We start from the raw sequence: 13,183 nt of genomic DNA on the forward strand, positions 1-13,183 counted from the left end.
CGCTCGTGATAAAGTCACCGCCCAGCCGATTTCGAGTAGACCCGCCGCAATGAAGGATTTCCAGGATATTGACGCCCACCTAGACGACTGGAATGCGCTGCGCAGCGCCGTCGACTTCAGCGCGATTCTGATCGGCAACGGTGCCAGCCGTACGATCTGGGAAGACTTTGCCTACGACTCGCTGTTCGAAAACGCGCGCACCGTCGAAGAAAAACCCCTGAGCCAGTCCGAACTCAGCGTATTCGACGCCCTGCAAACCCGTAGTTTCGAGCAAGCCCTGGGTGCGCTGAAAACCACCAGCCGAGTCAACAAGGCCCTGGCCGTCAGCTCGGCGGCGCCGCGCAATCGCTACTATGCGATCAAGGAAGCGCTGATCAATACCATCCACAGCGTGCACATCCCCTGGCGCCTGGTGCAGCCGTCGACATTGGCGACGATCAACGCTGAACTGGCGAGCTACGCCACGGTATTCACCAGCAACTACGACTTGCTCAACTACTGGGCGATCCTGCACACCCCGGGCATCGACGACCTGTTCGGCAGCGCCGACGCCAGCTTCGACCTGCGCAACACCCGCACGGAGGCGACGCGCATCCTCTACCTGCACGGCGGCCTGCACCTGGTGCGCAACCTCGACGGCACCGCACGCAAATTGCCGTCCACCGACAGCACCCTGCTCAGCAGTTTTGCCATCAACAACACGCTCAAGACCCTGGACGATGTGCCGCTGTTTGTCAGCGAGGGCAAGGTTGAAGAGAAGCTCAAGACCATCCGCAGCTCGGATTACCTGTCGTTCTGTTATGAACAATTGCTGACCCATGAGGGTGCGCTGTGCATCTTCGGCCATGAGCTGGGCGCGCAGGACAAGCACCTGGTGGACGCGATTCGCCAGGCGAATGTATCGACCCTGGCGATTTCGGTGTCGGGGCGCAGTGACGGGTTTATTCTTCAGCAGAAACGGCGGTATTCGGCGTTGTTCGATGGGACTGGCGTGGAACTGAAGTTCTTCGCGGCGCGCACGCATCCGTTGGGCAATTCAGCGCTGTCAGTGCCTGTCGAACGCTGATCAAAATGTGGGAGCGGGCCCCTATTTCAATCCTGCATCGTGGTCATTCTTCCGAGCTGTGCACCACAACCAGCAATTGTGCTTGCACCGGCCCCACCGAGCGCAGCCGATGGGGCTTCTGCGCATTGAAATGCAGCGCATCACCGCGTTCCAGAATCACCCGCTCGTTCATGAAGTCCACCTCCACCCGGCCTTCATGCACGAACAGAAACTCTTCCCCCACGTGCTCCTTGAAGGTCTTGTCGGTGAACTCCGCCGGCGGGTAGATGATGAACGGCAGCAGGCTGCGCTCGCTGACCTGATGGGCCAACACCGCGTAACCCGGCGAGGTGTCCGGGCGCTCGTGGCTGCGCACCAGACTGTAGCTGTCGAGGCTGACGCTGTCTTCGCTGAACAGCTCTTCGACCTTCACGTTCAAGGCCTTGGCCAGCTTCAGCGCGGCGGCAATCGACGGCGTATTGAGCCCGCGCTCGACCTTGGACAGGTAACTCTTGGTCATCCCGGATTTTTCAGCCAGGGCTTCCAGGGTCACGCCAAGTTTTTTTCTCAATAGTTTCAAACGGATAGACATGTGCTGCGGTTAATCCCTGCAGAAAGGCAAGAGCCATGCTTGCCAATGACACAAAGTGTCATATAGCATCGTTAGTGTCATTTGCAGCCACCGAGGGCACCCGATATGGCCAAGACATTAGCACTCCCCAAAGACCAACTGGTCAAGCAGGCGCTGATCCAGATGCAAAACACCCTGGCGGATAATACGTGGACCGACCGGCAAAAGCTGGCGCTCACGTGTCGCATCCTGTTCGAGCACGGTCACGATTCCGGTCTGGCCGGGCAGATCACCGCGCGTGGGCCGCAGCCTGGCACCTATTACACCCAGCAATTGGGCCTGGGCTTTGATGAGATCACCGCCAGCAACCTGTTGCTGGTCAACGAAGACCTGGAAGTGTTGGAAGGCCATGGCATTCCCAACCCGGCCAACCGTTTTCACACCTGGGTTTACCGTGGGCGGCCGGATGTGAATTGCATCATCCACACCCACCCTACCCATATCGCGGCACTGTCGATGCTGGAAGTGCCGCTGCAGGTGTCCCACATGGACCTCTGCCCGTTGTACGAGGATTGCGCGTTCCTGGAAGCCTGGCCCGGCGTGCCGGTGGGCAATGAAGAGGGGGAAATCATCACGGCGGCACTGGGCGACAAACGCGCCATCCTGCTTTCGCACCACGGCCAGTTGTCCACCGGGGCGAGCATCGAGGAGGCCTGTGTGATCGCGCAGTTGATCGAACGCGCAGCCAAGTTGCAGTTGCTGGCGATGGCCGCCGGCACGATCAAGCCGATCCTGCCAGAGCTCGGGCGCGAGGCCCATGACTGGATCTCCAAGCCCAAGCGCTTCGGCGCTGCGTTCAATTACTACGCCCGGCAGAACCTGCGCCAACACGCCGATTGCCTGAACTGATTGCCCCTTTTTGACCGGAGACTGTTTATGTCCAGCCCAACGATTCACGGCATCATCGGCTACACCATCACCCCGTTCAGCGCCGACGGCCAGCGCATCGACCTTGATGCCCTGGGCCGTTCCATCGACCGCTTGATCGACAGCGGCGTGCACGCCATCGCGCCCCTGGGCAGCACCGGCGAAGGCGCGTATTTGAGCGACGCCGAGTGGGACGAAGTGAGCGCCTACAGCCTGGCCAAGATCGCCCGGCGCGTGCCGACCATCGTCAGCGTGTCCGACCTGACCACCGCCAAGGCCGTGCGCCGCGCCCGTTACGCCGAAGCCAACGGCGCCGACGTGGTGATGGTGCTGCCGGCGTCTTACTGGAAGCTCAGTGAAGCGGAAATCCTCGCCCACTACGCGGCTATTGGCGACAGCATCGGCGTGCCGATCATGCTCTACAACAACCCGGCCACCAGTGGCACGGACATGTCGGTGGAGCTGATCCTGCGCATCATCAAGCAGGTGGCCAACGTTACCATGGTCAAGGAAAGCACCGGGGATGTTCAGCGCATGCACCAGTTGCATCGCCAGACGGACGTGCCGTTTTACAACGGCTGCAACCCGCTGGCGCTGGAAGCCTTCGCGGCAGGTGCCAAGGGCTGGTGCACGGCAGCGCCGAACCTGATCCCGCAACTCAATCTGGCGTTGTATGAGGCGGTATTGGCCAATGACCTGGCCAAGGCGCGGGAACTGTTTTATCGCCAGTTGCCGTTGCTGGAGTTCATCCTCAAAGGTGGGTTGCCGGCGACGATCAAGGCGGGTTTGCGTTTGACGGGGCTGGAAGTGGGTGATCCACGGTTGCCGGTTTTCCCGCTGGGTGAAGCGGCGATCGAGCAGCTGAAAACATTGCTGCGCTAACCCACAATCCCCTGTGGGAGCGGGCTTGCTCGCGAATGCAGTGCGCCAGTCAATGGATAAATCGACTGACACACCGCTTTCGCGAGCAAGCCCGCTCCCACATTTTTTGCTGTGTACATCCGTAAAATAGAGACAAATGACAATGGTTCTCGATACCATTCACGACTTTTCTACGTCGTGCTTCCTCAAGAAGGATCCCCATGTCTCGTCCCAAGCCCGACCCGTTGTCGGCCGATGCCTTTCGCGGGTTCTATACAGATATCCTGTATTTCCTGCGCAAACGCACGGACAACGCCAGCGACGCCGCGGACATGACCCAGGATGTCTTCACCCAATGGCTGGACTACCGCGACCGGGCCAAAGTCGAGCAGCCACGGGCGTTTCTGTTCCAGATGGCGCGCAACCTGCTGCGTGATCACTGGCGCAAGCAGAAGGTACGGCAGACCGTCCACTCAGACCCGGCCGACATGGACACCGAGCCGGTCACCGATGAGCAAAACGATCCCATGGCCGCCGCGCAACGCTTGCAACGCCTGGAACAGTTGAAAGAAGTCCTCGCCGAACTCTCGCCCCGAAGGCGAGAAGCCCTTATGCTGCACCGCTTCGAAGGCTTGAGCCAGGCACAGATCGCCGAGCGCATGGGCATTTCGACCAGCATGGTGGAAAAGCACATCGCCTTTGCCCTGCTGCACTGCAAGCGACGCCTTCAAAACGAACCCGGCACGGAGCAGCCCGAATGAACCGCCTGAGCGACATCGACGCCCTGGACATCGAGCAGAGCGACTCCATCGATGCCCAAGCCGCCAGCTGGTTTGCCCGCAACCGCAACGAGGCGGGGCGTGCCGACCGCAAAGCCTTTGCCGCCTGGCAAGCGGAGCCTGCCCATGCCCGCGCCTATGCCGAATTCGAACAACTGTGGGCAGACCTCGCCCAGTTGCAGCAACTGAACAAACCCGTGGCGCTGCCCAAGCGCAAACCGTCGGTGTGGCGCCCTGCCCTGGCCGTGGCCGCAGCCCTGGTCTGCGCCGTGATGGCCAGCGCTATCGACGCCCCGCGTGCGCTGTACCACAGCCAGGTGGCCGCCCATGCCAAAGGCATGCGCACCCTGAACCTGCCCGATGGCAGCACCTTGTATGTGAATGCCAATACGCGGGTGCGGATAGACTTCACCGCCCACCAGCGCATCGTTCATCTGGACAAAGGCCAGGTGTATATCGAGGTGGCCGCCGACAAGGAGCGGCCCCTCTACGTGCAGGCCGGCGAGGCGAATGTGCGGGTGGTGGGCACCGGTTTCGATGTGCGCCGCAGCCAGCAGCAACTGGTGGTGAGCGTGGCCCACGGGCAGGTGGCCTTCGAGCCAGACCCCAAGAGCCCGGTATCCTTGCTCGGCGCCCAGCAGCGCGCCACCTACAGCTATGCCAAGGGCACGTTGCAGCAGCAAAGCCTGAACGCCGAAGAAGTCGCCGACTGGCGCAGCGGGCACCTCACGTTTCGCAATCGCGAACTGGCCAGCCTGATCGACGAATTGAGCCTGTACCGCCCCCAGGCACCGCTGCAGGTGAGCCGCGCGGTGGCGCAATTGAAGGTGTCGGGCAACCTGGATGTCAATGACCCGGACGCCTTGCTCAACGCCCTGCCCGCCCTGCTTCCGGTGAAAACCGTACCGTCAGCGGATGGCATCGTACGGATCGAACCGAGCAAGTAACCCCGCAAAACACCGTACTTGAGAATATTTTGCATTCGCATGTGTGGATTTTTTTGCCTGCCCCGTCTTCCCCCCGTCTGCGTTTGATACGCACGCCTTTTTGGCCGTTTGGCCACACCGGGGGATTTCATGTTTCGCGCGCCTTGCCACGTTTCACACCTGTTTCTTCGACCGTCGATCATCGCCACCTGCCTGGCATTCAGCCTCAGCGCCCAGGCCGAGTCGCTCACGCTGCAACTGCCCGCCCAGCCGCTGGCGACGTCCCTGAGCCAAGTGGCGCAACAGGCGAAAATCCAGCTGTTGTTCGATGAAACCCTGCTCAAGAACGTGCAGGCGCCGGCGCTCAATGGCGAGTTCACCCCGGAAGTGGCGATTCGTACCTTGCTCAAAAACGGTACGTTCACCTTGATCAAGGTCGGCAGCACCTATGTGGTTAAACCCGAAGAGGACAAGACCAGCAACAGCGGTACCGTCCAGCTCGACGCCCTGAGCGTGATCGGCACCGGTACCCAGGTCGACTCCAGCACCGTGGGACGCTCGACCCTGAACCAGGCCGACATCGACCGCTACCAGCCCAATAACATTCCCGCCCTCCTGCAGACCCTGCCCGGCGTATTCATGGGCGGCTCACCCAAACCCGGTGGCCAGACCATCAACATTCGCGGGATGGGTGAGGCTGAAGACATACCGATGACCGTGGACGGTGCGACCAAAAGCGGCTTCGAGCGCTATCAGCAAGGCACCGTGTTCATCGAGCCCGAGCTGATCAAGAGCATCGAAGTCGAGAAAGGCCCGTACTCGGCCTTTACCGGCAACGGCGGCTTCGGTGGCACGGTGCACATGGAAACCAAGGACGCCCCCGACCTGCTCGAAGACGGCCGCAACGCCGGTGCCATGCTCAAATATGGCTACTCCAGTAACGACCACGAACAGGTCTACAGCTCGGCCATTTATGGCCGCACCGATGATGGTCGCCTGGATGGCCTGGCCTACCTGACCCAACGCGACGGCGGCGACATGAAGCTGGCGGCCACTCCGCCAGACCCGCGCAACGAATACCCGATCAACCCAAAGCGCCTGCCCAACAGCGCGACGAATGTGGATGGCGCCCTGTTCAAGGTCAACGCGCACTTCACCGACGAGCACAGCATGGGCCTGTCTTACTCGCGCTCGCGAAGCCAGCGCTGGACGCCCTTCTCGGCTAAAAGCTACCCCACGCCGCCGCTGCAATCGGCCATTGACCGCTACGGTTATGAAGGCGCCCTCAAACGCTTCCTGGCAGACCGCGAGACCATCGACACCACCTACTCGGCCAAGTACGAATACCAGCCTCTCGACAACCCATTGGTGGACCTGAAACTCAGCTACTCCGCGTCCAATACCGACCAGACTGACGAACGTGACGCGAACGCCTCGTTCTCCCTGGCCACCGGCGGGCGCAAGATGGACACCTCGTACGACGACAAGATTCTGGAAGCACGCAACATCAGCCGCTTCAGCACCGGGCCGCTGGAACACGCCGTCACCACCGGGGTACAGGTGCGCAAGCACATCCGTGAAACCGAAAGCTGGATGCCCGGCGCCACCTACAACACGCCGCGCTACAACTACGGACACTTCCAGCCGTACTTCATGCCCCACGGCAAAGTCGATACGAACTCGTTCTATCTTCAAGACGCGGTGACCCTCGGCGACGTGACCATCACTCCATCGCTGCGCTACGACCACGTGCGCAACCGGGGTGAAGCCAACGATGCGCCGTACTACAGCAACCCCAACCCGTCCTTCGGGCATGACTACAGCGACCGCACCTACACCGGCTGGTCACCCCGCCTGGCGGCCTATTGGAACATCACCCCCGACGTAGCGATGTTCGCCAGCTGGAACAAAACCTGGCGCGCCCCGGTGATCGACGAACAGTACGAAGTGCAAGGCATAGGCAGCCGCACTGCCACCAGCGTCGACCTGGACCCGGAACGCATCACTGCGATCACCGCCGGCAACATCACCAACTTCTCCGGCCTGTTCACCCGCGAAGACAACCTGCAACTGCGTACCACCCTGTTCCACAACCGCATCGAAGATGAGATTTTCAAAGCCACCGGCATCGGTTGCGCACGGCAGAACTCGGTCTCGGGCAGTATCGACACAGTCTGCGCCGGCGACATGGCGGCCAAGTCCAACTACCGCAACATCGGCGGCATGACCATCAAGGGCTTCGAGGTTGAAAGCTACTACGACTCGACGTACCTGTTCGGCTCGCTGTCCTACTCCTGGGCCACCGGCAAGCGCGACAACCCCTACACCAACCCCTGGGCCACCAGCACCCACGTGTGGGCCCGTGACATTCCGCCGGCCAAATGGGTGGTGGTGCTGGGCACCAAGATCCCGAGCTGGGACGCGCAAGTCGGCTGGCAGGGGCAGTTCGTGCGCAAGACCGACCGCCTGCCCAGCGATAAATATTCCAGCAGTCTCAACAGCGTCGCCGGTGACAGCTTCTACGACCAGTATGAAAACGCCAGCTACGACACCCAGGGCCTGTTCGCCAGTTGGAAACCGCAGCAGGCCGGCCTCAAGGGCACCGAAGTCAACTTCACCGTCGACAACCTGTTCAATCGCAATTACCGCCCCGCGCTCAGCGGCGACCGTGCCTACAGCGAGGGGCGCAACGCCAAGATCAGCATCACGCGGTTCTTCTGAAAAACTGTACGGATAAATCTGCGATCAGCTGTAGGCCCGCAATCGCCGGGGGTTGTGGCTAGATGGGCTTCCCTTGAAGCCCTCTTGATCCCGGTCCCCTCACCATGAGCTCGCGCGAAAACACCGGCATGGCCCTCGGCCTGCTGGGCGTCATCATCTTCAGCCTGACCTTGCCGTTCACGCGCATCGTCGTGCAGGAAATCCACCCGTTGCTCAACGGCCTGGGCCGTGCGCTGTTCGCGGCGATCCCGGCGGCGGCGTTGCTGCTGTGGCGCCGTGAACGCTGGCCGACCTGGCGCCAGGTGCGCGGGCTGTGCCTGGTTATTGCCGGTGTGATCCTGGGCTTTCCGGTGTTGTCGGCCTGGGCCATGCAAACCCTGCCGGCGTCCCATGGTGCACTGGTCAACGGCCTGCAACCGCTGTGCGTGGCGCTGTACGCCGCCTGGCTGTCCCATGAGCGTCCGTCCAAGGCCTTCTGGGCCTGTGCGGCGCTGGGCAGTGCCTTGGTACTCGGCTACGCGTTGATCACCGGTGCCGGCAGTATCCAGGCCGGCGACTTGCTGATGCTCGGCGCGATTGCCGTGGGTGGCCTGGGTTATGCCGAAGGCGGCCGGTTGGCCAAGGAAATGGGCGGCTGGCAGGTGATCTGCTGGGCGTTGGTGCTTTCAACACCGGTGTTGATCGGCCCGGTGTGGTACCTGGCGGCGCAGCATCAAGGTGCAATCTCGATGCGCGCATGGTGGGCGTTCGGCTATGTGTCGCTGTTCTCGCAGTTCCTGGGATTCTTTGCCTGGTACGCCGGGCTGGCCATGGGCGGCATTGCGCGGGTCAGCCAGATCCAGCTGTTGCAGATCTTCTTCACCATCGCGTTTTCGGCGCTGTTCTTTGGTGAACATATCGAGCCGATTACCTGGCTGTTTGCATGCGGGGTAATCGTGACGGTGATGTTGGGGCGCAAGACGGCGGTGCAGCCAGCCCCGATTCCCAAGCCAAATACAGTCTAAATGTGGGAGCAAGCCCGCTCCCACACAAGCCGGCTCCTACAGGGGGTGTGTTCAGCTCAGGAAACCGTCGGCGCGCAGCAGGGTTTCCAGGCAGTGCTCGGTGATGTGGTAGAAGGCCTTCAATTCCTGGATTTTCTCCAGCAACTGCGCGTTGTCCACAGGCTCGGCGCGCTTGACCGCCAGGATCATCTTGTTCTTGTTGGTGTGTTCCAACGAGATGAACTCAAACACCTTGGTCTCGTAGCCACAGGCTTCGAGAAACAGTGCGCGCAGGCTGTCGGTAACCATTTCGGCCTGCTGGCCCAGGTGCAAACCGTATTGCAGCATTGGCTTGAGCAGCACCGGGCTCTGGATCTGCAGGCGGATCTGTTTGTGGCAGCACGGCGAGCACATGATGATCGACGCACCGGAACGGATGCCGGTGTGGATCGCGTAGTCGGTGGCGATGTCACAGGCGTGCAACGCGATCATCACGTCCAGCTCGCTCGGCGCCACGCTGCGCACATCACCACACTTGAACACCAGCCCCGGGTGCTCCAGGCGCGCAGCGGCGCTGTTGCACAGGGTCACCATGTCTTCGCGCAACTCCACACCGGTGACTTCGCCCTCGGCCTTGAGGGTGTTGCGCAGGTAATCGTGGATGGCGAACGTCAGGTAGCCCTTGCCCGAACCAAAATCGGCCACGCGCACCGGCTGGTCCAGCTTCAACGGTGACGAGGTCAGCGCATGGCTGAACACCTCGATGAACTTGTTGATCTGCTTCCACTTGCGCGACATCGACGGGATCAGCGCCTGCTTGGCGTCGGTCACGCCCAGGTCGGCGAGAAACGGCCGGCTCAGGTCAAGAAAGCGGTTCTTCTCACGGTTGTGCTCTGCCGACGGCGCTTCGCGCAACTTCTGCGGCTTGCTTTTGAACAGCGAGCTTTTGTTCTTCTTGCTGTATTCCAGCTGGGCTTCATCGGTCAGCGACAACAGGTGCGCGTTCTTGAACTGGGCCGGCAACAACTCGGCAATCGCCGCCACGCCGTCAGCCAGGGGCAGGTTCTTGGTGATGTCGCGGGTCTTGTAGCGGTACACGAACGACAGGCAGGCCTGCTCCTTGACCACCACCTGCTTGATGATCAGCCGCTGCAACTCGGCTTCGGCACCGACGTACTTGGCCAGCACCAGCTTGATGAAAGCATTCTGCGCAAGGCTGTCGCTCAGCAGTGCGATGAACTGGGCGTGATGATCCGGTTGAACAGTGACAGACATGAACAAAAACGCCTCGGGCAGGGAATGCCGGGCATTTTAGGGGGGATGGGGCTTGAGGGCACGGGGTTATTTGACTAACGGTACTGCGTCTGGATAACACACATGCAAATGTGGGAGCGGGCTTGCTCGCGAACGCAGTGCGCCAGTCAATGAATAAATCGACTGACACACCGCTTTCGCGAGCAAGCCCGCTCCCACATTTCGAACCGCATATCCAGGATCACTCCAACACGATTAACCGGTTGGGCAGCTCATTACGCGTCTGCGTCAACGGCACATGCACCTTGAGCAGTTCGCCACAGGCCTCGATGCACGCGATGAACCCCGCCAGCGTCTGCCCCTGCTTCACCTGCTGGGTAAACGCCTTGACGATCACCTCCCAGCTGCTGTCATCCAGGCGCTGGGAAATCCCGTCATCCACCAAAATCTCCACGTACCGCTCGGCCTCGCTGACGAAAATCAGCACGCCGGTGCTGCCCAGCGTGTGGTGCAGGTTCTGCTCCAGGAACTGGCGCCGCGCCAGGTTGGACGCACGCCAATGGCGAACCGAACGCGGGATCAATCGCGTGGTGACCGCCGGCATACGAAACACCAGGCACAGCACGATGAACGTCGCCCATTGCGCCAGCAGCAAGGTGTACATGGTCAGGTAGCCGGACAGGTAATGCACCACGCCTGGCACCACCAGGGCGATCAGGCTGGCCCACAACAACGGGATGTAGGCGTAGTCGTCGGCACGCGCCGCCAGCACGGTCACCAGTTCAGCGTCGGTGGTTTTCTCGACGCGGGCGATCGCTTCGGTGACTTGGCGCTGCTCGTGTTCAGTCAGTAATGCCATGGTTGTCGATGCTCTTTTCTCGTTATTGTCATTACCACCCGCCTGAAGCCCCGCCGCCGCCAAAACCACCGCCGCCGCCCCGGAAGCCGCCACCACCGCCGCCGCCGCCACCACCGCCACGCCCGCTGTTGCTGAGGATGGCCAGGAGAATGGCGCCCACTGGCAGGCCCATGCGATGGCACAACCACAAGACGCCGATCAGCAGAATGAACAGGCCGATGGAAAACCCGGGATTATCCTTGGCAAAGTTCGCGTCGGCCACATGCGCCGGCACCGCCAAGGGGTCACCGCCCACCACCTGCAGCATCGCCGCCACGCCGTCGCTGATGCCCTGGCTGTAGTTGCCGGCCTTGAACTTGGGCGCGATCACCTGGTTGATGATGACCCACGACTGCGCATCCGTCAGCACGCCTTCAAGACCATAGCCGACTTCGATGCGCAACTTGCGCTCATCCCGGGCGACGATCAACAGCGCGCCGTTGTCCTTGCCCTTCTGACCGATGCCCCACTGACGGCCCAACTGGTAACCCAAGTCTTCAATGGGCACACCTTGCAGGTTGGGCACGGTGACCACCACGATCTGGTCGCCCGAGGCCTGCTCCAGCGCCTGCAACTGCTGGGTTATTTGCTGGCGCGTGGCCGGGTCGATCATCTGGGCATCGTCCACCACCCGCCCGGTCAATGCCGGAAAGGTAAGCGCCGCCTGGGCCGTCATGGCACCGAGCAACAGCAGCAGCGCCAGGCCCATTCGTACTATTCGCATCATGCCCCCTTGGCCTGTGAATGCCTGGCTACCAATTACCGGTCGCCCCTGCGCCACCGAAGCTGCCGCCACCACCGGCAGAATCGGAGCGCTTGTCGCTGTCGCCCGGGCGCGGGGCGTCATCGTCGGAGGGCGTGGTCCGGCGCCCGTACTTGATCACCACAAAACCGATCACCAGCACAAACAACGCCGCCAACCCGAAGATCCACCCCACCCAGTTCTTGTGCGAAACCTTGCCGTGCACCGGCTTGCCGCCCAGCACCTGGACCATGGCGTTCACGCCCGCCGTGATCCCCTGAGCAAAGCGGTTCTGCTTGAACGGGGGAATGATCACCTGATTGATGATCACCGAACTCTGGGCATCGGTCAGGCGATCTTCCAGGCCATAACCCACTTCGATCCGCACTTGATGTGCCTTGGGCACCACGATCAACAACGCGCCGCTGTTCTTGCCCTTTTCGCCCACACCCCAGTGACGCCCCAGCTGATAACCGAAGTCTTCCAGGGTGTTGCCGTGCAGGCTGTCCAGGGTGACCACCACAATCTGCTCGCCGGTCTGCTGCTCGTGGCTGTCCAGCATGTGCTTGAGCGTCGCTGTGCTAGCGGCGTCGAGCAGGCCGGCGCGGTCGACGATGCGACCGTCCAGCTGGGCAAACTGCTCGGCGATCAAGGCCTCGACCGACACCGGGGTGTCAGCCGCCATCACCTGACCGCACAGCAGCAAGGCGGCGAACAACCAGCCCCGTGCGCCCATCAGAACTTCACTTGCGGCGCTTTATCAGCATCGGCGCTGGTGGCTTCGAAGTTGGCGCGGATCGGCAAGTCGCTGTACATCACGCTGTGCCACAAGCGGCCTGGGAAGGTGCGGATTTCAGTGTTGTAGGCCTGCACCGCCTGGATAAAGTCGCGGCGGGCCACGGCAATCCGGTTTTCGGTGCCTTCAAGCTGCGATTGCAAGGCCAGGAAGTTCTGGTTGGCCTTGAGGTCCGGATAGCGCTCGGACACCACCATCAACCGGTTGAGTGCACCGCTCAGGCCGTCCTGGGCTTGCTGGAACTGCTTGAGCTTCTCGGGGTTGTCCAGGGTGCCGGCGTCCACCTGGATCGACGTGGCCTTGGCCCGCGCCTCGATCACGGCGGTGAGGGTGTCCTGTTCATGGGCCGCGTAGCCCTTCACCACTTCCACCAGGTTGGGGATCAGGTCGGCACGCCGTTGGTACTGGTTCTGCACCTGGGCCCAGGCCGCCTTGGCCTGTTCGTCAAGCGTGGGGATCTTGTTGATGCCGCAACCGCTCAACACTGCGCCTATCAGCAGCATCGCCGCCGCCTTGAAGCCCCAGCGATATCCTTGAATAACTGACATAAGTCTCTCCGCAACCATTGCTGTGAAATTTGATAACCCTGTAAATCGTGCGCCTGGGGCATAATCCGCCACCACGACTGGCATGCATCGACCCAATCAGCTAAAAGATGCCCTGCGCGAATCAGAGTTCAG

General features: G+C 61.5%; 13 protein-coding genes. 7 read left to right on the forward strand and 6 right to left on the reverse strand.

Annotated elements, in window-relative coordinates:
• Positions 1 to 49 precede the first annotated feature (49 nt).
• Positions 50 to 1,066 carry a DUF4917 family protein gene (locus M2394_RS04210; RefSeq protein WP_259171745.1) on the forward strand — a complete coding sequence of 339 codons (1,017 nt, stop codon included), beginning with the start codon at positions 50 to 52 and terminating at the stop codon, positions 1,064 to 1,066.
• 43 nt (positions 1,067 to 1,109) lie between these two features.
• Here M2394_RS04210 and M2394_RS04215 read toward each other — a convergent pair whose 3' ends face one another.
• Positions 1,110 to 1,637, reverse strand: coding sequence for a helix-turn-helix domain-containing protein (locus M2394_RS04215; protein ID WP_259171746.1), 528 nt, complete (start codon positions 1,635 to 1,637; stop codon positions 1,110 to 1,112).
• Positions 1,638 to 1,742: 105 nt separating this feature from the next.
• Between M2394_RS04215 and M2394_RS04220 the strand changes: the two genes are divergently transcribed.
• The 6 genes from M2394_RS04220 (at position 1,743) to M2394_RS04245 (ending at position 8,834) form a co-directional block, all read left to right on the forward strand.
• Positions 1,743 to 2,525, forward strand: coding sequence for an aldolase (locus M2394_RS04220; RefSeq protein WP_178920970.1), 783 nt, complete (start codon positions 1,743 to 1,745; stop codon positions 2,523 to 2,525).
• A 27-nt stretch (positions 2,526 to 2,552) separates the two neighbouring features.
• On the forward strand, positions 2,553 to 3,425 hold the full coding sequence (locus M2394_RS04225; protein ID WP_259171747.1) for a dihydrodipicolinate synthase family protein: 873 nt from the start codon (positions 2,553 to 2,555) through the stop codon (positions 3,423 to 3,425).
• 200 nt (positions 3,426 to 3,625) lie between these two features.
• The gene (locus M2394_RS04230; protein ID WP_178920966.1) at positions 3,626 to 4,165 is read left to right on the forward strand and encodes an RNA polymerase sigma factor; all 540 of its coding nucleotides are present in this window, start codon (positions 3,626 to 3,628) and stop codon (positions 4,163 to 4,165) included.
• Positions 4,162 to 5,130, forward strand: coding sequence for a FecR domain-containing protein (locus M2394_RS04235; protein WP_259171748.1), 969 nt, complete (start codon positions 4,162 to 4,164; stop codon positions 5,128 to 5,130). Before M2394_RS04230 ends, M2394_RS04235 begins: the two co-directional genes overlap by 4 nt.
• 129 nt (positions 5,131 to 5,259) lie before the next feature.
• On the forward strand, positions 5,260 to 7,830 hold the full coding sequence (locus tag M2394_RS04240; RefSeq protein ID WP_259171749.1) for a TonB-dependent receptor: 2,571 nt from the start codon (positions 5,260 to 5,262) through the stop codon (positions 7,828 to 7,830).
• 104 nt (positions 7,831 to 7,934) lie between these two features.
• The gene (locus tag M2394_RS04245; protein WP_178920960.1) at positions 7,935 to 8,834 is read left to right on the forward strand and encodes a DMT family transporter; all 900 of its coding nucleotides are present in this window, start codon (positions 7,935 to 7,937) and stop codon (positions 8,832 to 8,834) included.
• Positions 8,835 to 8,885: 51 nt separating this feature from the next.
• On the opposite strand, the gene M2394_RS04250 is transcribed toward M2394_RS04245, so the two are convergent.
• The 5 genes from M2394_RS04250 to M2394_RS04270 all read right to left on the reverse strand — a co-directional run bounded on the left by M2394_RS04250 (position 8,886) and on the right by M2394_RS04270 (position 13,051).
• Positions 8,886 to 10,088 carry an SAM-dependent methyltransferase gene (locus tag M2394_RS04250; protein WP_259171750.1) on the reverse strand — a complete coding sequence of 401 codons (1,203 nt, stop codon included), beginning with the start codon at positions 10,086 to 10,088 and terminating at the stop codon, positions 8,886 to 8,888.
• A gap of 220 nt (positions 10,089 to 10,308) precedes the next feature.
• Entirely contained in the window at positions 10,309 to 10,926 is a 618-nt protein-coding gene (locus M2394_RS04255) for a TPM domain-containing protein (RefSeq protein WP_259171751.1), read from the reverse strand.
• A gap of 31 nt (positions 10,927 to 10,957) precedes the next feature.
• A complete protein-coding gene (locus M2394_RS04260; protein WP_259171752.1) occupies positions 10,958 to 11,689 on the reverse strand; it encodes a YgcG family protein in 732 nt (243 codons plus the stop codon).
• A gap of 28 nt (positions 11,690 to 11,717) precedes the next feature.
• On the reverse strand, positions 11,718 to 12,443 hold the full coding sequence (locus M2394_RS04265; protein WP_259171753.1) for a YgcG family protein: 726 nt from the start codon (positions 12,441 to 12,443) through the stop codon (positions 11,718 to 11,720).
• Complete coding sequence (locus M2394_RS04270) at positions 12,443 to 13,051, reverse strand: LemA family protein (RefSeq protein ID WP_176999237.1); 609 nt, start codon at positions 13,049 to 13,051, stop codon at positions 12,443 to 12,445. The genes M2394_RS04265 and M2394_RS04270 overlap by 1 nt, the downstream gene beginning before the upstream one ends.
• Positions 13,052 to 13,183: the final 132 nt, after the last annotated feature.

It is taken from the genome of Pseudomonas sp. BIGb0164 (assembly GCF_024810135.1).
In the GTDB taxonomy this organism is placed as follows: domain Bacteria; phylum Pseudomonadota; class Gammaproteobacteria; order Pseudomonadales; family Pseudomonadaceae; genus Aquipseudomonas.